The following is a 25,097-nucleotide window of genomic DNA, read 5'->3' on the forward strand; positions in this document are numbered from 1 at the left end:
ATGATAATTTCTATAGATACATTTTCTGATAATTTTGGAATAACAATAATAAAAGACCATAAAGTTTTGGCAAATATTTCTTTACTTAAGCAAAAACCTTTTTCAGAAGTTTTAATAAAAGAGATAGATAGATTATTTAAAGAGATGGAAATTTTACCACAGATGATAACAAAAGTAATAGTTAATAAAGGACCGGGTTCTATGACCGGTTTGAAGGTAGGAATTTCTGTTGCAAAAAGTTTTGCTTATGTAAATAATATACCTTTATATAGTTATATTTCATTGGATGTAATGGCATACAAATATAGATTTTTTAAAGGAAGATTAATATCTGCAATAAATGCCGGAAAAAGTCAGGTTTTTTTCAGAGAATATATAACTACAATGACAACAATTATTCCAATGCATGAGATAAAAGTTATAAAGGTTGAGGATTTACAAAAATATATCTCTGATAATAAATTAATTGTTACAAAGAATTTAGATTTAGAAGGTATAAATATTGTTAAAATTTTAGATTCTTTATCACTTGATGGAGCTTTGTATTCATTGAAACATAAAACAGAAGAAAATATATTCAAACTTGAACCTCTGTATATAAATAATCCATAAGATGGGGTATTCCTATCTAAAGGTAGCTAAAATAAGTCGGAATATTAGTAAGACTAAAAACAATAGCTAATGCATATCTTAATGCATTAATGTTCTTTCTATACACTATATTTAGCTATAATTTTAATTACTAGTTCCGATATTATATGGAAATTCAAAAATTTCCCATACATAAATATTTTTTATTTCATCTTCTTGAAAACCTGTTATTTCGATAAAATATGGGTTTACATATAAAAATTTGTCTTTATAAATAGCAAAACCAAAATTAGTTTCTTTTGTTATAGTATCTATTAAACATGCATTTTCCTTTAAATCGGCAATATCTGTTTTTATTCCAACATAATAAGTTTTTCCATTAATTACTACTTTATATGCAGATAAAAAACAACTTAATTTTCTTCTATCTTTTGTTATGCATTCAACTTCACCGGAGAAATATCCTTTTTCCTTTATATCTTTTAATATTTGATTAAATCTATCTTTAAGATGTATTTCAGGAGTTTTCCCAGTTAAATCTTCCAATGTATATCCTAATAAATCTCCGTGGGCTTTATTTATTAACAGATATTTACCTTCTTCATCAAGAATTCCTATTGAGTTAAGAGATTTATTAAATATCTCTTCAAATATATTTTTATCTATCATAAATCTAAATCCTTATTAAATTTTAAATTTTTTTAGCATAAATATATTTTATATTTTTCATACTTCTTCTACAACCACATATCTTAAAAGGGGAGGAATAGTTATCAAAATAAGCAAGCCGGATATTAGCATACCACCTACTACTACTATAGCCAATGGTTTTTGTATTTGGCTTCCTACCCCATGGGATAAAGCAGTAGGTAATAAACCCAAAGATGCAGTGAATGTACTTAAAAGCAATGCTCTATATCTATCCTTTACTGCTATTCTAATAGCTTCTTCTTTTTGTTTTCCCAAAAGATAATAATGTTTGTAAGAATTTATTAAGAAAGTTATATTAAGTATATTTATCCCAATAATTGAAACAAATCCTACAATAGCAGATAAACTTAATGGATGTTGAGCAATAAAAAGACTTAATGAACCTCCAAAAAATGAGAAAAGTATTCCTGACGCAGATATTAAAGTATTTCTTACAGATAGATTAATTATATAAAGCAAAATTAATAATCCTACAAGGGCAATTGAACTGGAGATTAATAATCTCTGCAATGCTTCTACAAGGTTTTTAAATTCTCCACTCCACTCGGTATAATAACCTTCCGGAAGTTTTATATCTGATGTAGCTTGTTGAGCTTTGATTACTGTGCCTGCTAAATCCTTAGAAACAACTGCAAATTTTACAGGTATATACCTTTGATAATTTTCTCTATATATAAAAGATGCACCGGTTGCAAAATGAACATTTGCTACTTTGGATAGAGGAACATAAGAACCATCAGGTAAAATTATTGGAATTTGAAGAATATTTGCCGGATTATTTCTGAAATTTTCAGGAAATACTACTAATAAAGAAAATCTTTTATCGCCTTCAATAACTTGAGTTGCTTCTTTTCCTCCTAAAGCTGCAGAAACTACATCCATTAAATCTTCAACTTTTAAACCATATAAAGCAAGTTTTTCTCTATCTGCCTCTATAATAATATTAGGTTGTCCTATCTCTCTAAAAATTCCTACCTCTTCTATTCCTTTTACATTTTGAATTTTAGCTTCAAATTGGTTTGCCAGTTTATCCAAGGTTTCTAAATCGCTACCAAATATTTTTACTGCATTTGAACCTTTTACTCCGGTCATTACTTCTTCTAAATTATCCTGTATGTATTGAGATATACTTATATCAGCTTTTGGAAAAAGATTTTCTATTTTTTTCCTAATAGCTTCCTCAAGCTCTTTTTTCTCTTTAAAGTTTTTCCATTCCGAATATGGTTTTAAATCTACAAAATATTCAGAATTAAAAGGTCCTGTTGGGTCTGTCCCATCTTCCGGTCTGCCAACTTGAAATTCTACAGTTTTTATTTCAGGGAAAGTTAATAGAATATCCCTTACTTTTTTTGCATCTTCATAAGTTTGAGATAAAGAAATTGAGTAAGGGAAAATAATACGCATATATATATTTCCTTCATCCATTTTTGGAATAAACTCTAATCCTAAGGTTTTTATAAGAATAAAAGTAGCTATAAATATACCGGCAAAAATTATGGCTAAAGATTTTCCTTTTAATTTCAAAATAATTTCAAATAAATTCATATATGAGTTCTCTAAGAATCTAACAATAAAATTTTCTTTGTGAGAAGATTTTATAAATAATGTTATAACTGCTATAAGAAATGTAAATGTTAAAATGATTGCAAAAGTTATAGCATAAACATAAGCTTCCACCATTGGAGAGAATATGCGTTTTTCAGCACCTTCCATTAAAAATACAGGGATAAAAGATACAAGAATTAATAAAATAGAAAACATCAAAGGTTTTCCAATCTCTGTTGAAGAACTTAATAAAGCTCTTCTGCCTATACCATATCTTTCTGTATTTCTAAAATAACTTTCTATAAAGAACAGTGGAATATCTGCAATAATTCCAAAATCAATAGCAGCTATTGATAAAAAATTTGCAGATTTTCCCAATACGGAAAAAGTAGCAAGTGCCATTATTAACGAAAGAGGAACTAAAAGAGAAACAAAAAAAGCACCGCTAAAACTACCTAAGAATATTAAAACTGATAAAAATACCAAAATAATACCTACTAAAGCTATTTCACTAACCTTATGAACTACAGTATCAATTAATTTACCTCTTTCATATATTGGAACAATTTTTACATCTTTCGGTAAGATATGAGAATTTAGCTCTTTTATCTTCTCTTTTAAAGAATTAATTGAAGGAATACTTTTAGCATTTCTTCTTAGAACTACCACACCCATAACAATATCGTTATTATTATTAAGTCCTACTATACCGGTTCTTGGTATATTTCCTATCTCTACATTTGCTAAATTTTTAACTAAAATAGGTATATTGTTTTTATAAGCTACTACTATATTTTCAATATCATTTTTATCTCTAATTAAACCTACTCCTCTTATAAGAAAATATTGGGAGCCGAAATCTAATGCTCTACCTCCGGCATTCGTATTTGATTTTGAAATGGCATCTGCAATATCTGATAAACTTACTTTATATTTAATTAATGCATCAGGATTAACTTCTACTGTATATGCTTTTATAAATCCACCATAACTGGCTACATCCTCTACTCCTTCTGCAGTTTTTAAATATCTTGATACTACCCAATCTTGAATAGTTCTTAATTCCATAAGATTTCTATTACCTACTAATGCATATCTCATTACTTCCCCGATGGGGTTTGGAATTATTTGCGGAGAAACACCATCCGGTAAACTAACTACTGCCAATCTATTTATTACTTCCTGCCGTGCTTCTGCATAGGTTATATCATAAGAAAATTGACATTTGATATCAGAAAGTCCATAAAGGGATACAGAATTTACTCTTTTTAATCCCTTCATTCCGGAAAGGGCTACTTCTAATGGAATTGTTATCTGTTTTTCTATTTCTTCAGCTGACCTACCGGGATATATACTAACAATTTCAATAACAGGTGGAGATGGGTCAGGAAAAGCTTCAACATTTAAATTTTTTATCAAAAATACAGAAACAGCACCAACAATAATAGTTAATATAAAAAATAAAATTGCATTATCAGCAACAAAATTAACCCATTTTTTCAAGGAGATTCCTCCACCATCGGATTAGTAATTACAACTTGTCCTTCTTCAATTCCTTGTATTGCAACAATATTATTATCCAGTTCTTTTACAAAAGAAACCTCAGTTTTTCTTATTTTACCTTCTTGTAATAAAAGCACATAAAATTTTCCGTCTTCATAAAGAAGTGTAGTTTTTGGTATAACTGCATACTTAGTTTTACCGGTATATATTTTTATATTAAAAAACATATTTATCTTTAAAGGATTTATTTCTTCCGGTTTTATAAAAACCTTTACTATTCTTGTTTCTGGGTCTATAACATCACTTACATATGTTACTTTACCTTTAAATAATTTTTCCGGAAAAAGGGATATTGAAAATTCTACATCATCTCCTTTTTTTATTTTAAAAGCATCTTTATCCTGTATTTGTCCAACTACTAATATCTTAGAAGGGTCTACAATATCTATCATATCAACGGAACTATCTACATAATCACCTACATGGGAGTTTATTTGATATACTACTCCATCCTTAGGTGCTGTAATTTCTATTTGTCCCATTCCTGCTCCTAAGATTTTTAATCTCTCTTCTATACCTTTTAGCTGAGCTTTTAATACTTCATAATTTGTTTGAGCATCCATAAGTTCAGTCTTAGGTATTGCTCCGACTTCATATAACTGTTTTTTTAAGTTATAAAGCTTATGAGCTTGAGCTAATTGAATTTCTAATGAAACTTTTTGAGAATATAAATCAGTTGTATCCGGTGCCTTTACAATAGCTAAAATATCACCTTTTTTGACATAATCACCGACTTGAACTTTTATAACTTGAATATTTCCGGCTAACTTAGAATTTATTTTTACTACACCTTCCTTGTCCGGTTGTATATTTCCGGTAGCTTCTATAATATCTGCAACTTCTTGGGTTTTAATAGTTGTTGTTTGAATATGTGATAATTTTGCTTCTTTGCTATATTCTACTCTACTTTGATTAGATTCTTCATTTTTTTCACATGCAAGAATTAAACCTGCCATTAAAACAGCTATTACTTTTTTATAAATCATCTGTATCTCCTGAAAGGATTTTTAACTTATAATAATTTTTCAAATAGTTATACTTAGCCTGAATAAAATCATTCATAAAACTTTTATAAGTTCTTTCTGTATCTAAAAAATCAAGAATTGAAACTCCACCTAATAAATAAGCCTTCTTTGTTCTTTCTACTAAATCATCCATAACTTTTTTCTTTTCTATAAATGAGTTATAAATATCTTTACTTACTTGATAATCATAAAAAGCTTTTTCTATTTGGGATTTTATTAATGCATAATTTTTTTCTAAATTTATATAAGTTTGTTCTTTTGTAGCTAAGGAAGTGAGCAAATCTCCCTGCCTTTTATCAAAAATTGGTAAATTTAATGAAAATCCAAATCCTATACCAGGTTTATAATTAGTGCCAAAAGCATCATACTCAACACCTACAGAGATATCCGGAATAGTATAAGCTTTTAAAAGTTTTATTTGATAATCTACAGATTTAAGCTGTTCTTGAAGAGCTTTAATATTTTCTCTTTTTTCTATCGCCGTTTTTATCAAATTATTAATATCAATCTCTGTTTTTTGAGGTAAATTAATATCTGCCGGTGAATAATCCCCAATCAGATAAAAATTAAAATCTTTTAAATCTTTTTGATAATTTCCTTTAGCTTGAATAATTGCATTTTCAAGTTCCATTTTATAAAGCTTTAATTTGGTAAATTCTATTAAACTTAAAAATCCAAGCTGATGTTTTTTAGATTGCACTTCTAATATTTTTTCAAACTCATTTAAATCATTTTGAAGATAATCAACATAAGCTTTATCAGCTAATGTTTGGAAATAAATATCTGTAAAATCAAGAAATATTGCTCTTATACTATCCATTGTTTGATATTTTGTTGATTCTAATTGATGATAAGCAAAAAATTTACGGTATTCTCTTTTTCCTCCAAGTTCTATAGGTTGGTCTATTCTAACAGAAAATAAAGTATTTCCTGTATCATAAACAATATTTCTTCCAAAACTTAAACCGGTATAATTAACAGAAAGTGTTGGATTTTGAAATAATCCGGATTGTATATAACTGCCTTCATTTTTCTTAATTTCAAGAAAATTTATTTTGCTATCATAATTTTTTTCCTTTATTAAAGATAGAGCTTCTTTTAAATTTATCTCTGCTCCTAATGAGAATCTAAATAAAAAAATAGTTATCAACAATATACATAAAAAAATCTTTTTCATCCTTAACTCTCTTATATGTAGAATATTTCATAGGTTTCTATTATATCATAATTTCTTTATAAGTTTGATGAATGTATGGTTAAAATTTGGTTAATATTATTTAACAGAATTTATATAAGAAATTAGATGAGAATAGAGAAAGGGGGATAACCCCCCTTTGAAAGTTTATTTATGAGATAAAATAAACTTAGCTAATGCTTTTCTTTCTTCTAAAACAGATAATGGTAATCTTTTCATCTTTAAACACTTCCTATATTATTTTCCAGCTGGTTGTTGTGCTGGAGCTTGTTGCCCTTGGCCTGATGTAGGTGCTTGTTGTTCCGGAGCTTTTTGTTCTTGTCCTGCTGGAGCAGCTTGTTGCTGAGCAGGTTGAGCTGGTTGTGCAGCTGGTTGTTCTGCCGGTTGTTGTGCTGGAGCTTGTTGTTCAGCTGGAGCTTGTTGCTGAGCCGGTTGTTCCTCTTTCTTTTGGCAGCTAAATAATACTGCAGAAGATAAAACTAATGCAGATGCTAAAACTAACTTTTTCATTTTTCTACCTCCCAAAGATTTTATAGTTTTATTATATCAAATATTAATGATGATGATGGTGCCCACATGATGAAACCTCTTTAATTTCCGGTAGCAAGCCATTTTTGTAATCAGAAATAGCTTGTTCTATAGATATTCCTGCAGGAATTTTATAAGCTTTCATACCTAAGCTTTTTATGACTTCAAAAGCCCCACCACCCAGATGGGTAGTGAGGACTACTTTAACACCGTTTTTGCTTAAAATATTAGCTATATTCCTGCCACCGGTTTCTTCTGCCTTTATAATCTCTATATTTGAATTTTCATCAATAATTGCAAACAATCTTGCTCTTCCAAAAGCATCAGAAACAACATATTTAGTTCTATCTTTACTATCCGGTTTGACAGGAATACCAATTTTCAATGTTAATATCCTCCTTCCGTAGAAACTTTACCTTTAAATACTTTATAGACATAAGCAGTATACCATATTACGATAGGTAAGAATATCACAGTAGAAATAAGCATAACAGTTAATGTTAGATTAGAAGACGCAGAGTTAAAGATTGTTAAATTATATTTTTCATCAATAGAAGAATGGATAAACACAGGATAACTTGCAAGAGCAATTGTTAAAACTGTTCCAAGGATTGTGATTGTGGAACCATAAATAACTTTATTATATTTTTTATCTAATACTAAGTATTTAAAATATAAAACAAGTCCGAGTATTTTCAAAATTGGAGCTATCCAAAGTAATGGATAATCAAAGAAATTTGCAAATAATTTAGGTTTAATAGCAATTATGAAGAAATCTGCAACTACTAAACTTGCTATAAATCCTAAGAAACCTACAATTGCACCTTTTTTAGCAAATTCAAAAGCTTTACCTTCTGTTTTAATCATAAGATAAGCAGAACCATGCATTAAATACATAAATAAAGAAACAAATCCCATTGCTAAAGAAGGAAGATTTAATAAACCAAAGAAAGTACCGTGGTATATCCCTTTTTCATCAATAGGCATACCCATAACGGCATTTCCAACGGCACAACCAAATAAAAATGCAGGAAGGACATTTCCTATCCAATAAGCAATATCCCAGGCAGTTCTCCAAGTTTTAGATTCTTTTTTATTTCTATATTCAAAAGAAACAGCTCTTAAAATCAATGCCCAAAGAACTATCAAAATTGCCAAATAAAATGCACTAAATGAAACAGCATAAACAACAGGGAAGGCTGCAAAAAGCATACCTCCTCCTGCAATTAACCAAACCTCATTTCCATCCCAAACAGGACCAATAGCATTCATATATATTCTTCTGATATCTTCATCTTTTGTAAAGATATGTAAAATTCCTGAACCAAGGTCAAATCCATCAGTAAGAGAATAACCTACCAAAAATATTCCTGCGAGTAAAAACCATATTCCATTTAAAGTAGTAAATAACTCCATTGGCATGATTATTTCACCTCCTTAGTTTTTGAGAAAGTTGTTGTTAATGAAGGATTTGGTGTAGTAGTTGGTATTGGTTCTGAAGCCAATGAAGAAGCTGGTCCTTTTATAACTGTTTTAAACATTAGATATAAGAAAACTCCAAATAAAATCAAGTAGATAGTGGTGAAAACAGCCATAGATAAGGCTACTTGTTCTGCCGGAAGATATGAAACAGCATTCTTTGTGAGAAGCATACCGGTTACAATCCATGGTTGTCTTCCAACTTCTGCAGATATCCATCCGAGTAAACCTGCTAAATAAGGAAGCGGTATAGATAATACCAATATCCATAAAAGTCCTTTGCTATTTTCCAATGTTCCTTTTTTGGCTTTCCAATAAGCTATAAATGCCAATAATACAAAAGCAAATCCTAAATAAACCATTATACGGAATGTTGTAAATACGAGGAAAATTGATGGTAAATCTTCATATTTAATATTATAAGCATGAGCTTTTACTGTTGCTTCTGTAAGTTGGTCTTTTATTGATTGTTTTTCTGCTTCGGATGTCGCTGTTTGTAATTTTTGTTCTAATACCGGTATCATTTGTTCATACTCTTTTGCCTTTTGTTGATACTCTTCAATTAAAGGAATAATACCTTTAACTTCTGCATTAAAGTCATGATAAGAAAGAAAACTTAATAAATAAGGAATTGGTATTATTGGTGTGGCTTGTTTGTTCTCTTGGTCTATTATAGCAAATGTATCTAATGAAGCACCTTTTTCTGTTTGAAATTTTCCTTCATACATAGCAAGTTTTAAAGGTTGAGTATGTGCAACCTCATATCCATGTAAATCACCGATTATAACTTGAGCTATAGTTGCTATAAGAGTAAATACTGCTGCAAATTTAAAACCTGTTTTTGCCATTTCTACATTTCTTTTTCTTATTATATAGTAAGCAAGAACACCAAGTACAAAAAATCCTGCAGTAATATATGCCCCGTTAACTGTGTGTAGAAATCTATAAATAGTAGAATGGTTTATAACTGCTGCTAAGAAATCTGTAAGTTCTGCTTTATAACCCTGTGCTGTTTCCACTATTCTGTATCCTGCAGGTGTTTGTTGCCATGAGTTAGCTATTAATATCCATAAAGCAGAAAGTGTGCTACCGATAGCAACCATCCATGCAGAGAGAGTATGAACCTTCTCAGAAACCCTTCCTCTACCAAAAAGGAAAAGCCCCATAAATGTGGATTCAAGGAAAAATGCTGTTAAACCTTCTAAAGCTAAAGGAGCACCAAAAATATCCCCTACGAATTTTGAATATTCAGACCAGTTAGTTCCAAACTCAAACTCCATAGTAAGACCTGTTGCTACACCAACAGCAAAGTTAATCGCAAAAATTTTCATAAAGAACATAGACAAATCGTCATAATGCTTGTTTCCGGTTCTCAAATACCACGTCTTCATAAGAGCAATCAATAGGCTAAGACCTATTGTAAGAGGAACATAAACAAAATGGAAAAAAGCAGTAAATGCAAACTGCCACCGGGACAATGTAAGTACGTCCATGACATCACACCTCCTAATAAATTTAATTTCGTTAATATTCACTAACTAAAATATAATATAACACTTCTTTATTGTCAATATATAATTTTATAACTATAACTATTAACTTTGCAATTTTATTATAACATTAAAATAACTTTAACTTTAAAAAAATATGTATTTGATACTAAAAGTTTAATAAACAGAAAATACATAAAACATGAGGGATATCATTGTTATATAAAATTCAAATCAAAAGATGAGCTACCTGTCCTAAGGACAATCCGCCATCATTTGGTGGAACTTTTTTATGTATCAATATCTTAATATTATTTTTATGAGCTAAATCTATTATTTTTTCAACTAAAGGTTTATTTTGGAAAACACCACCTGATAATCCTATTGGTATGTCAAAATTTTTCCCTATATCAATCACAATTTTTGCCAAGGTATTTATAAATCTTGAGATTTTAACTTCTGTATTGGATTTATCATCTAATAAAGATAAGATAATTTCTTTCCAAATTATTTTATTTTCATTTATAGAGTATGGGTAAAAATCTTTAATTGAGTTATCATATAAATCTTCCATAATCATTCCGGATTGTCCTTCATAAGATAATATCTGCTTTATATCCAGTAGAGATGAAACTGCATCAAATAATCTTCCTACTGAAGAAGTTAAATAACAATTTATATTTTTTTGCCAAATAAGATATAGATTTTCAATCTCTTTTTCTGAGAAAGCTTTAAAAAATGGGATATCTTTGCCAAATATTTCAAATAAAATAGAAATAGCAACTCTTCTTGGTTCTTTTACTGCTTTTTCTCCACCTATTAGTTTAAAATAATCAAAATACAATATTCTATTAAAAGATTGATAACTGGAAATTAAAAATTCTCCACCCCATAAATTACCATCTAACCCGTATCCTGTTCCATCCCAGCAAACAGCCAAAATCTTTTCTTCTTCTTTTATTTCATTATCTACCATTACTGATAATGCATGAGCAAAATGATGTTGAACTTTTACATGTTTTATAGAATAATTTTTAGAGAAATCTTCAGCAAATTTTGTAGAATAATATCTTGGATGTAAATCAGATAAAATAACTTCCGGTTTAAAATCATATAAATCTAAAAATTTATAAATAGTATCTTCAAAGGATTTACAGGCATCTAAGGTTTCTAAATCTCCTATATGCTGAGATAATATAGCTTTATTTTCAAAAGCAATTGCTATGGTATTTTTTTGATGTCCTCCAACAGCAAGCACTTTCTTATTTAAATTAAACGGCAATTTTATAGGTAGTGGGGCATATCCTCTTGATCTTCTAATAAAAGAGATATTGTTACTAATAACTCTCACTACACTATCATCTACTCTATTTTCTATATCCCTATTGTGAATTAATATATAATCTGTAAATACAGAAAGCTTGTTAAAAGCTTCTTCGTTATCTTTTACAATTGGTTCATCTGATAAATTTGCTGATGTCATTACTAATGGATTTTCATAATCATTTAGTAATAGATAATGAAGTGGAGAATAAGGAAGGAAAACACCTAATTTCCTCAAATTTGGAGCTACATATTGACTTATTTTTTTATTTTCTCTTATTTTTACGATAACAATCGGTCTTTCCGGAGATAAAATCACAGCTTTTTCAAAATCATTTATTATTGTATATTTTTCAATTTCATTTATATTTTTAAACATTACAGCAAAAGGCTTTTCTCCTCTATTTTTTCTTTTCCTTAACTCTTTTAGTGGATAATCATTTGTTGCATCAGCTACAAGATGAAAACCACCTATTCCTTTGATTGCTATAATTTTTCCTTTTTTTAATAAATTTATTACGACTCTTAAAGCTTCATCGCCTCTTGCTATAAATTCTTTTTTAGATGTATATAAAGAAATCTCTGGACCACATCCAGGACAAGCGTTAGGCTGGGCATGAAATCTTCTATCTAACGGATTATGATATTCTTCCTTACAAATTTCACACATTTTAAAATTTTTCATTGTTGTATTTTCTCTATCATAAGGAAGCTTTTGAATAATACTAAACCTTGGTCCGCAATTCGTACAATTTGTAAAGGGATATCTATATCTTCTATTATTTTTGTCATTTATTTCTTTTAAGCATTCATCACATATAGATATATCTGGAAGTATAAATACCTGCTTTTCTTTATTTGATTTTGAGCTTTTTATTTGAAAATTTTTGTATCCAAAAAAATCTAATTCTTCTATATAGGAAGAAAATATATGGGCAAGTGGTGGTTTTTCAGAAAATAAGGATACTAAAAATTTATCTATATTTTCTTTTTCCCCTTCTACTTCTATTAAAACCCCTTCTGTATCGTTTAAGACATAACCTTTTAGATTATATCTATTTGCTATATTAAAAACAAAAGGTCTAAAACCAACTCCTTGAACGGCTCCTGTTAATTGAATTTTCAGCCTTCTATACAAAAATTCCTCCAAAAGATATATTTATATTATCTATAGGCAATCTTTCATTCATAAAGACATTATAATGATGTAAATGTTTTAACATTTTTCCGGTAAATACAGGTAATCCAAAGAAATTCCCTGCTAATATTACATTCTCTATTTTTAAATCTCTTCTTATTAAATTTACTTTATCTTGTAAGAAATTTTCTAAACTTTCAAAAAATGAAAATGCTAATATTTCATTAGGTGTATCTGCTAATTTATAAGAGATTATGCTTCTTATCATTTTCCTCCAATCAAGTAAAAATTCATTATCCTTCTCTAATATTACAAAATCTATTATTAATCCTCTTTTTTCTATAAAATTTAATGCTTTAGATTCAAAATTTTTTATACTCATCTCTTTTGAAATATTTAAATCATTATTTATTCCGATAATAAAAGAAATCAAATCTAATACATCTGATATATTCTGGGATTCTTGATAATTAGTTTCTCCATCTTCAAATTTAAAAGGAAATTTTTTTATATAATTGGAAATTAATCTTTTTCCTTCTTCATCTAAATTTGCTATCTCTTCTAATACATATCTTAAACTATTTTTTCTATCTTTATAAATTTTTAAAGGTAATAGTTTGATTATAGGCTTTATCTTTTTTGATTTAGTTTTTGCTGCAAGAATAGAATTATTATCCATTGATAAATAAATTCCTATAAATGGTTCATCAATCATATTATGTTCTGCAAGAACTGAATAAAAAGCAGCTTCATAATCTTTAAATGATTTTTGATTTTTATAAGAAATAGGTATATATTCATATTCACTGTTTAATAGATTTACATTTTCCAAGTTTGGATTTAAATTTTCAAGATTTTCCAATATTCTACTTTTTTTATCTATCAGATATTCATTTTCTCCTATATAAATTGCAGCATAATCTTTAGCTATTGATAAGGTATTAAAATTTTTATTTGTTCTTAATATTACAGGTAATATAGATTTTTCACCATCTTTTATTAAAATTTTACCCTGGGCTACAAACATTTCTAAATCTCTTTGTTTATTAATAATCGGTAAATCAAAATCTATCCCCTTTTCTATTTTGTTAAATTCTTCTTCATCTATTTCTTTAACAAAAGCAAAATCTATACCAATTTCTTTTAAATATTGGGCTAATATAATAAAAATAGGGTCATCCGGTAATTTAAATTTTAGTTGATATTCACCTGTATAATTAAATATATCTGAACTTTCCCTTATTTGAAGATTTACGATAGGTTTTTCTTGAGATGCTAATACTTTAAATTCTTTTTCATTTATATATACCATTTCATTTATTTTTTCCGGATTTGTGATTAACACAATAAAATCTTTATCCTTTAAAGATTTTCCTATCTTAAAATAACCATTTAATGTTTTTATTTTAATTATTTCTCCTTTTAAAATTAAATTAGCCAATGCTTTAAATAAATTTTCTCTATCATTTGGTGTAAATACTAATCTTTCTGTATCTTTTATTTTAAAAAATAAAGGAATAAAACATTCTGGACAGTTAATAAGAGGATAGTTATATTTATTAGAATTTTTATTTTCAAACTCTTCCTGACAGTTTTTGCATAATTGAAAATATTTAAGATATGTATTTTCTCTTTTAAAAGGATATGTATAAGTATAGGCATACTGAAAACCACAATAATTACAAGAAATAAAGGGATACAAATATCTTCTACTATTTTTATCAAATAATTCTTTAGAGCATTCAGGACATATTGATTTATTAACCGGTAATATATTAATATTTCTATTTTTTATTTTAAAACCATCTTCTTTAATTTCTTCATCAAATACAGAAACATTGGAATCTTTCATAAATATTGAATATGGCAGCGAAATACCTAAGGTATGAATGAATTTTTCTAAACTTTCTTTATCTGAATTGGCAACTATTGTAATAATATTATTTTTATATTCTACAAAACCTTTTATTGAATTTTCTTCTGCAATTTTTTTTATAAGATATAAGATTCTTTCATCTCCAAAATTATATGTTATATCTATCTTAATACCTAAATTTTCCATTATAAGCTCCCACAAAATTTAATACTATCTCTTCTAAAGAAAATTTATTAACCTTTTTATATTTGATATTTAATTTTTTTATTTCATTCAAAATTGTTTCTATAAGGAAATTAAAATTTTTCTCTAAGGACTGGGTTAAACCTATCTCTGATTTTGAAATATCTTCCGGCACTACACCTATAATAACAACATCTGCCATTTTTCCTTTTAAAGCTGATAATTCTAACATTTGCAAAACTTCTACTTCGTGGGCTGTTTGATGGTAAGAACCTATTCCTACAAGTTGTTGTGGAGTTAATCTATAAATTGAACCAGGTTCATCGTTAATGGATATTGTATCTATCAAAATAATATTATCATAATCTTCAAAATATTCCATTAATCCAAAACCGGCAGTTCCGGCATCTATTAAGTCAATATTTGGATTAAATTTATAATTCCCCTCTAAATACTTTACAGCAAAAACACCAACTCCTTCATCTTTAAAAAGAATATTTCCAATACCCAATATCCCAATTTTTTTCATATTCACCTCTTTTTAAAGGGAAACAGGGAGTAATGTTATTGCAGAAAGTGGAAGGAGGGATTACTCCCTGTTTCATTATTTTATTACTGAATTTTTTTATATTTATATCCACCAAAAACTATACCAATATCACCTTCTTTCCAGAAAATTGTTCTCCATACTTGATAATAAATATGAAAAATAACCCAACTTAAAATCAACCACATAGTCAGATGATGAACAATTCTAACCCCTGCCAATCCACCAAATACATACAATGTCCAATCAGTTGCAATATGTAAAAGCCAAGGCCACCAACTACCTATAGCTGATAAACCACTTTCTAATCCTACCACATACATTTGAAAACCTGTAAATAACATAAGTAATAACATTAAATGTAAAATAGTAAACCAAACTACATTAAAACTATCCAAATGGGATGAATCGAAATTTTTTCTTCTATTTAAAGTAATTAAATTGAGAAAAACTTCCCAAAACTCTCTAATATTTTGTGCATTTGGTATAAGTTTTTTATAAGGTTTTTCAAATCTACTAAAGAAATATAGATAAGCAATTATAATAGCTGTTACATCTAAAAATATTGCTGCTATAAAATGGAAAAATCTATTATATGCCATAATATATTTATAAGCAGCAGGTTCTGCTATTAATGCCTGATAATAAGGATTTGCTATATATAATCCGGTTATAACTGCAATAACTATAGAAAATGCATTAATCCAATGTATAATACGCATAGTTGCTGACATTCTTTTAATTTTTTCATACATTGCACATACCTCCTACCGGTTCTACTTTATAAACTCCAAGTTCTTTTCCTTTTGTATCTATTATATGAACAGCACAGGCAATACATGGGTCAAAAGAATGAACCGTTCTGAGAATTTCAAGAGGTTGGTCTGGATTTGCTACTTTTGTATTACTTACTAAGGCAGCTTCATAAGCACCCATTCTTCCTTTGTAATCTCTTGGTCCCGCATTCCAGGTAGATGGTACTACAGCTTGATAATTTGCAACTTTACCATCAACAATTCTTACCCAATGTCCTAATGCACCTCTTGGTGCTTCTGATAATCCATATCCTTTTAGTTCTTTTCCTTTTGTTAAAGCATCATAATCAAACTTCGTCCATGTTGATAAATCTCCACGGGCACAATTTGTAGCAAGCTCATCTGCCCATTGTAACATCATATCTGCCATCATCCATGTTTCAATTGCTCTTGCAGCTGTTCTTCCTACTGTTGAGAATAGAGCAGAAGCTGGCAATCCTGCAAGTTTTAAAGCTTTATCTACATAATTTTTTATTCTTTCATCCCCTGAAGCATATCCTACTATCATTCTTGCAAGAGGTCCAACTTCTACTCTTGTATCATCATAAATAGGAGATTTTATCCATGAATATTTTTCATTTGTTTTTAATAATCCATCTTTATCAAATCCTGTATAATTTGGAATTGTTTGTCCATCAAAAGGATGAAGAGGTTTATCTGCATTCTCATATTTATACCAACTATGGGTTACATCTTCTGTAACTTTTTCCTGGTTAAATGGTATCACCTTAGACAAATCTTTGTTTAAAACAACTCCGGATGGGAATAAAGTTTTTCCTTTATAAAGAGGTGTATCATCAAGAGGTAAATCTCCATAAGCAAGATAATTTCCAAGACCTGCTCCAACACCATTTAAAGCTTCATCTTTATAAGCTTCTGCTGCCATTAAAATATCCGGAATATAAGCTCTCAGTATAAAATCTCTTGTTTTTTCCAGTAATTCTTTGAATAATGCATGTCTAGATGGATTTTCTAAATCTTGAACACATGTAACACCACCAACAACTATTGATTGAGGATGTGGATTTTTACCTCCCCATATTGCCATCATTTTAGCTGCATCTCTTTGTACTTCAAGAGCATCAAGATAATGTTTGGTTGCTATTAGATTTTGTTCAGGACTGAATTTGTATGATTTGTTTCCCCAGTATGCATTTGCAAAAGGTCCCAATCTTCCTGCTTTAACAAATTTAGTTAATCTTTCTTGTACTGCTTTATAATCAGTAGGAGAGTTTGACCATGGATTGTCAGAATAATTTTCTGCTATTTTAGCTGCTTTGTAAGGGTCTGCTTTCAATGCAGAAACTATATCTACCCAATCCAAAGCATGAAGATGATAAAAATGAACAACATGGTCATGAAGATATAACGAACCTTCTATTAAATTTCTAACAAGCCTTGCATTTTTAGGTATTGTTATTCCTAGTGCATGTTCAACAGCTTTTATACTTGTCCAGTAATGAACTCCAGTACAAACACCACATATTCTCATTGCCATTAATCCGCAATCCCTTGCATCTCTACCTTTCAAAATCAGTTCTATTCCTCTAAACATTGTAGAAGAGCTATAAGCATCAATTATCCTGTTATTTTCATCAATTACAACTTCTATTCTTAAATGTCCTTCTATTCTTGTTATTGGATCTACTACTATATGTTTTGTAGCCATTGTTTATACCTCCTTATTTGCTGAATTTTCTTTTTTTCCGGCTAAAGCACTTGATATTGCATGAATACCAATACCTATCGCCGTTGCTGTCAATATTGTTAAACCGAATTCATCAACTGTAGATTCTACCCCTCTTTCTGCTGGTGGTGAAATAGGTGAAGCTGCAACTGGTCTTTCTGTTGCATATTTATCCCAAAAATCAGGTTCAGAACATCCTATACAACCTCTACCCACACCTATTGGCCAGTTTGTGCCGTCATTATATCTTATTATTGAACAGTTATTGAATGTAAAAGGTCCTTTACATCCCATTTTATATAAACAGAAATTATTTTTTGCTCCTTCATCACCCCATTCTTCTACAAATTCGCCTGCATCAAAATGTGCTCTTCTTTCGCAGTTATCATGTATTCTATATCCAAAAGCAAATTTCGGTCTAAGTAAAGAATCAAGCTCCGGTAAACTACCTGTCATTACATAATGAAGTAAAACACCAACTATATTTGCAGGATTTGCAGGACAGGCAGGAATATTTACTATTGGTTTTCCTTTTACCACATCCATAACTCCAACTGCACCGGTTGGATTTGGATGGGCTGCAGGAATACCTCCAAAAGAAGCACATGCTCCAACAGCAATAACTGCTGCGGCATCTTTAGCTAATCTTTTAACTCTTTCAACACCTGTTTCCGGATGTCTTCCTGTTGTAAATGCATATTCCATTTTTACAGGAATAGAACCTTCAACAAATAAAAGATATTTACCTTTAAATTCTTTTACTGCATCTTCAAGACATTTTTCTGCTTGATCTCCAGCAGCAGCCATTAATGTTTCCTGATATTCCAAAGATATATAATCTAAAATTAATTCGTCTACTGTTGGTGCTGATGACCTTATCAAAGCCTCTGTATTTCCATCACAGTCTTGAATATTTATCCAAATAACAGGTATTCTATTCATTAGCTCTGCTGCTTGAGCTACCAATGGTTCAAAAGATGGAGGAAGCATTAACATTGCGGTTGTGGCAGATACCCACTTTAAAAAATCCCTTCTTGAAATTTCCCATGTTTTTAGGTATTCATGTAACTTTAAATCTTCTTCTCTTATCGGCCTGCTATTAGCTAAGTGTTGGAGATGATTTTCAATTTGCCTGTAAAGAGATTTGTAGTATTCATCCCCTTTATTTGTGTTGATTAAATTTGTTGGTTTTGTGAAAAGCTGTCGGAGCGAATCTCTACTGAAGAACTGCATGACTATTACCTCCCAAATTTAATAAATATTCATTCAAAATATAAATTAAAAAAATCAAAAAGTCAACTATATTCAATTATTCTTATATTTGCATCTCCAAGGATAAAAGATACATATCTTCACCATCTAAAATATTTATATTAAAGCTTTTACAATAAGGACAGATAAATTCATTTTCTTTTATAACAAACTCTTTCTTACAATCTTCACATATTGCTATGATTTCTTGTATAATCATTTCAAGTTTAGCATTTTCACAAATGGTTTTTTCTTTAAATGTATCAAAAGCAAGTTCCAATAAATGTGGCTCTATTCCTGATAATCTTCCTATTTTAACAACAACTTTATCTACAGATTTAGCATTATGTTCCTTTGCATTTTTTTCTATCAAATCTAATAAACTTTGGACAACAGAGAATTCATGCATTTAACATATCCTTGGTAGTAATTCTCCTGAAGGAGGTTCCATTATTCTTTTTGTTCCATGGGTTGTTTTTAAAATAACTTTCTTATCTGTTCCGTCGATTACTTTTCCAATAATCTCTGCTTCTTTACCGAGAGGATGCTTTTTTAGAATTTCCAATAAACTTTCTGCATCATTTTTATCAACTGCAAACACTATTTTGCCTTCATTAGCAAGGTTATAACTTTCTAAACCAACTAATTCGCATAACCCCTGTACTTCATTTTTTATTGGAATTTTTCCTTCTTCTATTTCTATATTAACATTGGAGCTGAAAGCCCATTCATTTAAAACAGCAGATAATCCACCTCTTGTTGGATCTCTCATTGCTTTTATTTTAATATCATTATTTATCACATATTCTACTAAATCCCATAAAGATGCACAATCAGATTCTAAATCAAGCTCCATTTCCATACCTTCTCTTTCTGCCATTATGCAAGCACCATGATCTCCTATTGTTCCGGATACAATAATAATATCACCTTCAGATAAATTGGAAGCAGATAAACCTTCATAAATAACTTTTCCAATACCGGCTGTATTTATAAAGATTTTATCTATACTACCTTTTGGTACAACCTTAGTGTCTCCTGTAACAATTAAGACCCCTGATTTTTTACTTTCTTCTGCCATTGATTTAACTATCTTTTCTAAATCATCGTAATCAAAACCTTCTTCAATAATGAAAGATACACTTAAATATAATGGTCTTGCTCCCATCACTGATAAATCATTTACTGTTCCGGCTATAGATAATTTTCCTATATTGCCTCCTTTAAAAAATATCGGTGAAACAGTAAATGAATCTGTCGTAAAAGCTATTTTTGAGTTTATATCCAAAATAGCAGAATCTTCCATTTTTTCTAATATCTCATTTGAAAAATATTTAAAAAATAAATCTTTGATTAATTTTTGAGTTTCTTCTCCACCACCGCCGTGAGATAATAAAATCTTCTTCAATTTTAAACCTCTTTTATACTGTATTTATAATAAGCAGCACAGGCTCCCTCAGAAGATACCATACATGCACCAACCGGATTTTCCGGCTTACATGCTGTGCCAAATATTTTACAATCATAAGGTTTTGCTTTACCTTTTAATATATCGCCACAAATACATAATTTATGGTCATCTATTGGTGTATCTGGAAGAATATCTTTGAAAATATTTTCTGCATCTAAATAACTATACTCTTTTTTCAATTTTAATGCTGAAAAAGGTATATCTCCAATGCCTCTCCATCTAAAACTTTCTCTCAATTCTAAATATTTATTAATCATTTCTTGTGCTTTTTTATTTCCTTCCCAATTAACAGCTCTTGAATACTGAATCTCTACCGTGCTTTTTCCTTTTTTAAACTGTTTTATTATCATCAATATACTTTCCATAATATCAACTGGTTCAAATCCGGCTACAACAACAGGTGTATTATATAAATTTACTATTTCTTTATAAATTTTTGCACCGGTGATTACAGACACATGGGATGGCCCTATAAATGCATCTATATTGCTATCTTTACTATCCATTATTGCTTTAATAGGTGGTGGAACCAAAACATGGTTAATATGGAAATAGATATTTTTAATATTTAAATTAATAACTCTTTCTATTAAAGCTGCTGTCATAGGTGTCGTGGTCTCAAATCCTATAGCAAAATATATTATATTTTTATCCGGATTTTTTAATGCTATATCTAATATATCAAATGGAGAGTATAAAACTTTTATATTTTTACCTTTTGCTCTCTCTTTTTGTAATGAACTTTTTGAACCGGGTACTCTTATCATATCCCCTAAAGTTGCAACAATATTTCTTTCATCTTGGGCTAATTCTATTGCATGGTCTATTCTCTCTTTTGGCATTATGCAGACAGGACATCCTGGACCATGTATAAAATTTATATTTTCATGTAATAGCTGTTTAATGCCGTATTTCATTATAGTATGGGTATGGCCACCGCAAACTTCCATAATATTTATATTTTCTACAGATTTTGCCTCCTCTTTTATTAATTTAGATAATGCTAATATTCTTTTACTGTCCCTGAAATCTTTGATAAAATCTACTTTATTCATTTTTAAATTCCTCTTCTTCTAACTTGCTTATAATCTCTTCATATACTTTAATACTTTCAAGGGCATCTTCTTCATTCAATTTTGTTATAGCATATCCTACATGAATAAGGACATAATCTCCAATAGATACTTCTTCTGGCATTAAATCAAGAGAAACTTTTCTTTTTACCCCCATTGTATCCACAATTGCAAAATTGTCTTCTAATATTTCTACTATTTTAGATGGTATTGATAAACACATATTTTCACCTCTCTGATGAACGATTATTCATTAATATAGAATAGATTAATTATTTTGTCAAGAGTTTTTTTCAATGAGTAGTACAAACAGAACATATATCAAAACTTCTTAAAACCATATGGGCTTTTATGTTAGAGTCTAAACCGATAATTGCTTTTTCCGCCGGTGAAGGATATTTTTCATCTCTTGATGTAAGATTCCATACGGTAGGTGTAATAATATTATATTCTTCTATGTTTCCATTTTTTATAACAACTTGATGAATAAGAGAACCTCTTGCAGCTTCAGTAATACCTGTGCCTTGACCGGAAAGTTTCTTAATATCCATCTGAGGTTTTATATAAGAACTTTCTTTTAGGTTTATACTCAGTAACCAGTTTTTCATAGAAAAAAGCAGTTTTATAATTTCATCTAATCTTGCTAAAACCCTAACAAGAAAACTATCAGAAAATTTATTTAGCATATCCAGAAAAAGATTATCTTCATTTAAAATTCTTCTTGCAAGAGGACCTGTTTCCATAGGAAGTTTATCATAATGGACACCTTTAGCCCATGTATATCTTTTTTCATCTAATTTTATATCAAAATTTTTAGTCAAATAAGAATAACTATCTATTTCTTTTATTTTATTAAGATCAAATTTTACCTTTTTCTTTTTTATAACTCCTTTTTTTATGCAAGGTAAAATATCACCTAAGGTTATAAATCTTTTATAAGCAGTTCCTATATTCTCCATATTTAAACTGAAAGTCATTTCTATAAATCTTTTTAAATCTCCATCTTTTAATATATTAATAAGCTCTTCAAAAGACGAAGTAGCTAAATATTTTTCAGCATCTATTCCCAGTATTTCATCTTCAAAAAATTTTATTAAATAATCTACAATAGATATTGCAGAAATTATATCAGTAGTTATCGGATCAGATACAACACCACCTGGAACAGCATAAGATGTATGAGGCCATTGACCTCCAAAAATGGATATAACCTTAACAATTTCACTACTTGCCTTTAAGCCTTTTTGCCATTGCAAACCTTTTATAGGCTCATAATATATTTTCATATTTTCATTAAAATATAAAAAATCCGGTATCAAAAAAAGATAAAACCATCTAATATGATTTTGAATAATTTCTGCTGCTAATGTAATATTTCTAATTAATTTTGCTTTTTCTGTAATTTTTATCTCATATCCATTTTTATTATATATATCTTCAATAGCATTAACCGTAGCTATAAGATGGGCATGTCCACATATACCGCAAACCCTTGGAGAAATAACTAAAGCATCCAAAACAGGTTTATTTCTTAATATAAATTCAAATCCTCTAAAATTAGGAGCTATAATTAATGCATCTTTAATCGTATTATCTTCCCACATTAATTTTAATTCAATCTCTCCCTCAACTCTATTCAAAATCTCTTTTTTTATTTTCATTCTGTTTCTTCCAATTTATTTTCTAATCTCTCATTTTTAAAAGTTTTTGCTACACCGGAAATCATTATATATGCTCTTTTAGAAATGCCAAGAGGAATATCCTCAGGAATACCAATATTCTTTTTTGTTTCAAACATATTTTTACGTGGAAAATCAAACTCAGTACAACCTATACATGGCATACCTGCTCTTGTTTTTGAAGAAGTATTATTCCATAGAATTTTATTACATGACGAATGGGTCATAGGTCCCCTACATCCAAGATCTATAAATAAACAACCTTCTTTTTTACCAAACTCTGTTGTCTCAACCTTCCATTCAAAATATTCATTCCTTATACAGCCGTCATGAGTCAAATACATATATAACTCTTTTGGTCTGTTATATTTATCTAATTTTATTTCATATCCATAATGCAATTGCAATATTGTTCTAATTATCCATTCAGGATGTGCTGGGCAACCTGATATATTTATAACAGGATAATTTTTTCTGGTTTTAAAATCTTCGGCCAAATATCTATTTTTCTCTTTAAATTTAAATTGTAGACCTTTTATATCATCTCTATATAAAGCAGGAATATTCCCAAATGATGCACAATTACCAACAGCTATAATGTAATCTGTTTTTGGAATTATCTTTTCTAATATCTCTACAATAGAAAAATTTCCTAATCTGCAGATATCTTTATTCTTTGTAATAGCTCCTTCAATTACTAAAAAATTCAGATTTATATCTCCATTTTCAATTTTATCAATAATTTGAAATAAATCGTCGGAATAGCTCATAGCTGGATGATAAAGAATATTTATAGATTTAAGAAATATATCTATATTTTCAGCACAAAAAAAAGATTGGGTATTACCATTACAACTAAGTCCCTGTATCCATAATAAATTACTCATAATTAATCACTTTTTAAAGCTCTCCATATATTTTCTGCTATCTCGTTTGAGTATGATAATAAATCGTACGGAAGAACATTTTCACCATGTAAAAATACAATACCGCCAAGTGGCCCCATTATTGTAACAAAAGCTGTGAAAAAATCCTGTTGTCTTAAATCTCCTTTTTTTGCTCCTTCCTCTAAAAATATTGCCAATTCTGTAACCACATCACCTACGCATAAAAATCCCTCACATCCTTCCTTAAAGACTTCCCTATTAGATAAAAATACTCTCAGAAAATAATCAATCAATTCAGGTTTTTCTGTAGCAAGTTGCAAAAATCTTTCTACAAGAAGATAAATTTTTTCTTTCGTAGGAATATCCAATTTTGAAATTTCTCTTATTTTTTTGCCAAGTAATTTAGAAGAATATTGCATAATATATTTAGCAAGTTCTTCTTTGAGAGTGTTTAAAAATTCGCTAACACTTGACAGACAATCAGTTGGTTAACATATTATCTAATCATTGTTTACCAATGTTAAAAAACTGGTAAAAGTTAGAGGTTATGAAGATGAAAAGAAAAGTTTCTAAGCATAAAATTTTAAAAATAGCATCTAAATATTTAAATGAACTACATAATATAATAACTGAAAAAGAAAAAAAGAGAGGAAGACCTAAAAAATATGACGATAAAATCATTATATTCGCACTAATCCTAAGAGTCCTGAAAGAGCTATCTTTTAGAGAACTTGAAGAAGAATTAAGAGAATTAAAATATTTCAATCAAATCCCAGATTTTTCTACTATATGAAGAAAATTCAGATTGAAAATTTAAATAAACTAATACAAAAAATAGCAGAAGATATAAAGAAAGAGGTAAAAAACAAAGAGTTTTATTGCATAATAGCAGATGGAACCGGATTTGGATATGCAGACACATACAAGCTTTCATAGAAAAGAGGGAAAGAATTAAGAAAAGTAAAATCGCATGTAAAAACAGAGATATTAATAGGAATAGTAAAAGGGATAAAGGTAGTTATAGGAGTAAATACCGGAAA

The 25,097-nt window shown here is 29.1% G+C and carries 24 protein-coding genes; 3 read left to right on the plus strand and 21 right to left on the minus strand.

Annotation, left to right across the window (positions count from 1 at the left end; translation table 11 throughout):
* Nucleotides 1-612: a tRNA (adenosine(37)-N6)-threonylcarbamoyltransferase complex dimerization subunit type 1 TsaB gene (gene tsaB / locus QOR43_RS05760; RefSeq protein WP_265134767.1), complete on the plus strand. Its 612-nt coding sequence runs from the start codon at nt 1-3 to the stop codon at nt 610-612.
* Nucleotides 613-735: 123 nt separating this feature from the next.
* Here tsaB and QOR43_RS05765 read toward each other — a convergent pair whose 3' ends face one another.
* The 21 genes from QOR43_RS05765 to QOR43_RS05865 all read right to left on the minus strand — a co-directional run bounded on the left by QOR43_RS05765 (nt 736) and on the right by QOR43_RS05865 (nt 24,476).
* Nucleotides 736-1,260 (minus strand): PAS domain-containing protein, encoded by a 525-nt coding sequence (locus QOR43_RS05765; protein WP_265134766.1) that lies wholly within the window; start codon nt 1,258-1,260, stop codon nt 736-738.
* Between the two features lie 57 nt (nt 1,261-1,317).
* Complete coding sequence (locus QOR43_RS05770; protein WP_265134765.1) at nt 1,318-4,350, minus strand: efflux RND transporter permease subunit; 3,033 nt, start codon at nt 4,348-4,350, stop codon at nt 1,318-1,320.
* A complete protein-coding gene (locus tag QOR43_RS05775; RefSeq protein WP_265134764.1) occupies nt 4,347-5,396 on the minus strand; it encodes an efflux RND transporter periplasmic adaptor subunit in 1,050 nt (349 codons plus the stop codon). The genes QOR43_RS05770 and QOR43_RS05775 overlap by 4 nt, the downstream gene beginning before the upstream one ends.
* Nucleotides 5,386-6,612: a TolC family protein gene (locus QOR43_RS05780; RefSeq protein WP_265134763.1), complete on the minus strand. Its 1,227-nt coding sequence runs from the start codon at nt 6,610-6,612 to the stop codon at nt 5,386-5,388. Before QOR43_RS05780 ends, QOR43_RS05775 begins: the two co-directional genes overlap by 11 nt.
* 255 nt (nt 6,613-6,867) lie before the next feature.
* Entirely contained in the window at nt 6,868-7,140 is a 273-nt protein-coding gene (locus QOR43_RS05785; protein ID WP_265134762.1) for a hypothetical protein, read from the minus strand.
* Between the two features lie 43 nt (nt 7,141-7,183).
* Nucleotides 7,184-7,543, minus strand: coding sequence for a NifB/NifX family molybdenum-iron cluster-binding protein (locus QOR43_RS05790; protein WP_265134761.1), 360 nt, complete (start codon nt 7,541-7,543; stop codon nt 7,184-7,186).
* 2 nt (nt 7,544-7,545) lie between these two features.
* Nucleotides 7,546-8,580 carry a cytochrome d ubiquinol oxidase subunit II gene (gene cydB / locus QOR43_RS05795; protein WP_265134760.1) on the minus strand — a complete coding sequence of 345 codons (1,035 nt, stop codon included), beginning with the start codon at nt 8,578-8,580 and terminating at the stop codon, nt 7,546-7,548.
* A gap of 2 nt (nt 8,581-8,582) precedes the next feature.
* Complete coding sequence (locus QOR43_RS05800; RefSeq protein WP_265134759.1) at nt 8,583-10,130, minus strand: cytochrome ubiquinol oxidase subunit I; 1,548 nt, start codon at nt 10,128-10,130, stop codon at nt 8,583-8,585.
* A gap of 226 nt (nt 10,131-10,356) precedes the next feature.
* Nucleotides 10,357-12,588: a carbamoyltransferase HypF gene (gene hypF, locus QOR43_RS05805; protein WP_265134064.1), complete on the minus strand. Its 2,232-nt coding sequence runs from the start codon at nt 12,586-12,588 to the stop codon at nt 10,357-10,359.
* Nucleotides 12,581-14,650, minus strand: a complete 2,070-nt coding sequence (locus QOR43_RS05810; protein ID WP_265134065.1) for a Kae1-like domain-containing protein — start codon at nt 14,648-14,650, stop codon at nt 12,581-12,583. The genes hypF and QOR43_RS05810 overlap by 8 nt, the downstream gene beginning before the upstream one ends.
* Nucleotides 14,631-15,176: a HyaD/HybD family hydrogenase maturation endopeptidase gene (locus QOR43_RS05815; RefSeq protein ID WP_265134066.1), complete on the minus strand. Its 546-nt coding sequence runs from the start codon at nt 15,174-15,176 to the stop codon at nt 14,631-14,633. The genes QOR43_RS05810 and QOR43_RS05815 overlap by 20 nt, the downstream gene beginning before the upstream one ends.
* Nucleotides 15,177-15,259: 83 nt before the next feature.
* A complete protein-coding gene (locus tag QOR43_RS05820) occupies nt 15,260-15,949 on the minus strand; it encodes a cytochrome b/b6 domain-containing protein (protein WP_265134067.1) in 690 nt (229 codons plus the stop codon).
* Nucleotides 15,942-17,678, minus strand: a complete 1,737-nt coding sequence (locus QOR43_RS05825; RefSeq protein WP_283571448.1) for a nickel-dependent hydrogenase large subunit — start codon at nt 17,676-17,678, stop codon at nt 15,942-15,944. Before QOR43_RS05825 ends, QOR43_RS05820 begins: the two co-directional genes overlap by 8 nt.
* A gap of 3 nt (nt 17,679-17,681) precedes the next feature.
* The gene (locus QOR43_RS05830) at nt 17,682-18,929 is read right to left on the minus strand and encodes a hydrogenase small subunit (protein ID WP_265134069.1); all 1,248 of its coding nucleotides are present in this window, start codon (nt 18,927-18,929) and stop codon (nt 17,682-17,684) included.
* An 82-nt stretch (nt 18,930-19,011) separates the two neighbouring features.
* A complete protein-coding gene (gene hypA / locus QOR43_RS05835; RefSeq protein WP_265134070.1) occupies nt 19,012-19,356 on the minus strand; it encodes a hydrogenase/urease nickel incorporation protein HypA in 345 nt (114 codons plus the stop codon).
* Entirely contained in the window at nt 19,357-20,355 is a 999-nt protein-coding gene (gene hypE / locus QOR43_RS05840; protein ID WP_265134071.1) for a hydrogenase expression/formation protein HypE, read from the minus strand.
* Nucleotides 20,356-20,357: 2 nt separating this feature from the next.
* On the minus strand, nt 20,358-21,473 hold the full coding sequence (gene hypD / locus QOR43_RS05845; protein ID WP_265134072.1) for a hydrogenase formation protein HypD: 1,116 nt from the start codon (nt 21,471-21,473) through the stop codon (nt 20,358-20,360).
* A complete protein-coding gene (locus QOR43_RS05850) occupies nt 21,466-21,714 on the minus strand; it encodes a HypC/HybG/HupF family hydrogenase formation chaperone (RefSeq protein ID WP_265134073.1) in 249 nt (82 codons plus the stop codon). The genes hypD and QOR43_RS05850 overlap by 8 nt, the downstream gene beginning before the upstream one ends.
* A gap of 70 nt (nt 21,715-21,784) precedes the next feature.
* On the minus strand, nt 21,785-23,152 hold the full coding sequence (locus QOR43_RS05855; protein WP_265134074.1) for a nickel-dependent hydrogenase large subunit: 1,368 nt from the start codon (nt 23,150-23,152) through the stop codon (nt 21,785-21,787).
* On the minus strand, nt 23,149-24,057 hold the full coding sequence (locus QOR43_RS05860) for an NADH-quinone oxidoreductase subunit B family protein (protein ID WP_265134075.1): 909 nt from the start codon (nt 24,055-24,057) through the stop codon (nt 23,149-23,151). Before QOR43_RS05860 ends, QOR43_RS05855 begins: the two co-directional genes overlap by 4 nt.
* Before the next feature lie 2 nt (nt 24,058-24,059).
* Nucleotides 24,060-24,476 carry a hypothetical protein gene (locus QOR43_RS05865; protein ID WP_265134076.1) on the minus strand — a complete coding sequence of 139 codons (417 nt, stop codon included), beginning with the start codon at nt 24,474-24,476 and terminating at the stop codon, nt 24,060-24,062.
* Nucleotides 24,477-24,610: 134 nt separating this feature from the next.
* Here QOR43_RS05865 and QOR43_RS05870 point away from each other — a divergent pair, with 134 nt between their 5' ends.
* Nucleotides 24,611-24,850 carry a transposase gene (locus QOR43_RS05870; protein WP_265134077.1) on the plus strand — a complete coding sequence of 80 codons (240 nt, stop codon included), beginning with the start codon at nt 24,611-24,613 and terminating at the stop codon, nt 24,848-24,850.
* Nucleotides 24,847-24,993 carry a hypothetical protein gene (locus QOR43_RS05875; protein WP_283571449.1) on the plus strand — a complete coding sequence of 49 codons (147 nt, stop codon included), beginning with the start codon at nt 24,847-24,849 and terminating at the stop codon, nt 24,991-24,993. Before QOR43_RS05870 ends, QOR43_RS05875 begins: the two co-directional genes overlap by 4 nt.
* Nucleotides 24,994-25,097: the final 104 nt, after the last annotated feature.

Origin of the sequence: Venenivibrio stagnispumantis, from assembly GCF_900182795.1 — a bacterium.
Taxonomy (GTDB): Bacteria; Aquificota; Aquificia; order Aquificales; family Hydrogenothermaceae; genus Venenivibrio; species Venenivibrio stagnispumantis.

Excerpts from the sequence above, each read along its gene's own strand:
- QOR43_RS05810 (WP_265134065.1), bottom strand. The coding sequence starts at position 14,650 with ATGGAAAATTTAGGTATTAAGATAGATATAACATATAATTTTGGAGAT.
- QOR43_RS05825 (WP_283571448.1), bottom strand. The coding sequence starts at position 17,678 with ATGGCTACAAAACATATAGTAGTAGATCCAATAACAAGAATAGAAGGA.
- QOR43_RS05780 (WP_265134763.1), bottom strand. The coding sequence starts at position 6,612 with ATGAAAAAGATTTTTTTATGTATATTGTTGATAACTATTTTTTTATTT.
- QOR43_RS05860 (WP_265134075.1), bottom strand. The coding sequence starts at position 24,057 with ATGAGTAATTTATTATGGATACAGGGACTTAGTTGTAATGGTAATACC.
- QOR43_RS05870 (WP_265134077.1), top strand. The coding sequence starts at position 24,611 with ATGAAAAGAAAAGTTTCTAAGCATAAAATTTTAAAAATAGCATCTAAA.
- QOR43_RS05785 (WP_265134762.1), bottom strand. The coding sequence starts at position 7,140 with ATGAAAAAGTTAGTTTTAGCATCTGCATTAGTTTTATCTTCTGCAGTA.
- tsaB (WP_265134767.1), top strand. The coding sequence starts at position 1 with ATGATAATTTCTATAGATACATTTTCTGATAATTTTGGAATAACAATA.
- QOR43_RS05775 (WP_265134764.1), bottom strand. The coding sequence starts at position 5,396 with ATGATTTATAAAAAAGTAATAGCTGTTTTAATGGCAGGTTTAATTCTT.
- QOR43_RS05800 (WP_265134759.1), bottom strand. The coding sequence starts at position 10,130 with ATGGACGTACTTACATTGTCCCGGTGGCAGTTTGCATTTACTGCTTTT.
- QOR43_RS05820 (WP_265134067.1), bottom strand. The coding sequence starts at position 15,949 with ATGTATGAAAAAATTAAAAGAATGTCAGCAACTATGCGTATTATACAT.
- QOR43_RS05765 (WP_265134766.1), bottom strand. The coding sequence starts at position 1,260 with ATGATAGATAAAAATATATTTGAAGAGATATTTAATAAATCTCTTAAC.
- hypA (WP_265134070.1), bottom strand. The coding sequence starts at position 19,356 with ATGCATGAATTCTCTGTTGTCCAAAGTTTATTAGATTTGATAGAAAAA.
- hypD (WP_265134072.1), bottom strand. The coding sequence starts at position 21,473 with ATGAATAAAGTAGATTTTATCAAAGATTTCAGGGACAGTAAAAGAATA.
- cydB (WP_265134760.1), bottom strand. The coding sequence starts at position 8,580 with ATGCCAATGGAGTTATTTACTACTTTAAATGGAATATGGTTTTTACTC.
- QOR43_RS05875 (WP_283571449.1), top strand. The coding sequence starts at position 24,847 with ATGAAGAAAATTCAGATTGAAAATTTAAATAAACTAATACAAAAAATA.
- QOR43_RS05815 (WP_265134066.1), bottom strand. The coding sequence starts at position 15,176 with ATGAAAAAAATTGGGATATTGGGTATTGGAAATATTCTTTTTAAAGAT.
- QOR43_RS05865 (WP_265134076.1), bottom strand. The coding sequence starts at position 24,476 with ATGCAATATTCTTCTAAATTACTTGGCAAAAAAATAAGAGAAATTTCA.
- QOR43_RS05855 (WP_265134074.1), bottom strand. The coding sequence starts at position 23,152 with ATGAAAATAAAAAAAGAGATTTTGAATAGAGTTGAGGGAGAGATTGAA.
- QOR43_RS05830 (WP_265134069.1), bottom strand. The coding sequence starts at position 18,929 with ATGCAGTTCTTCAGTAGAGATTCGCTCCGACAGCTTTTCACAAAACCA.
- QOR43_RS05850 (WP_265134073.1), bottom strand. The coding sequence starts at position 21,714 with ATGTGTTTATCAATACCATCTAAAATAGTAGAAATATTAGAAGACAAT.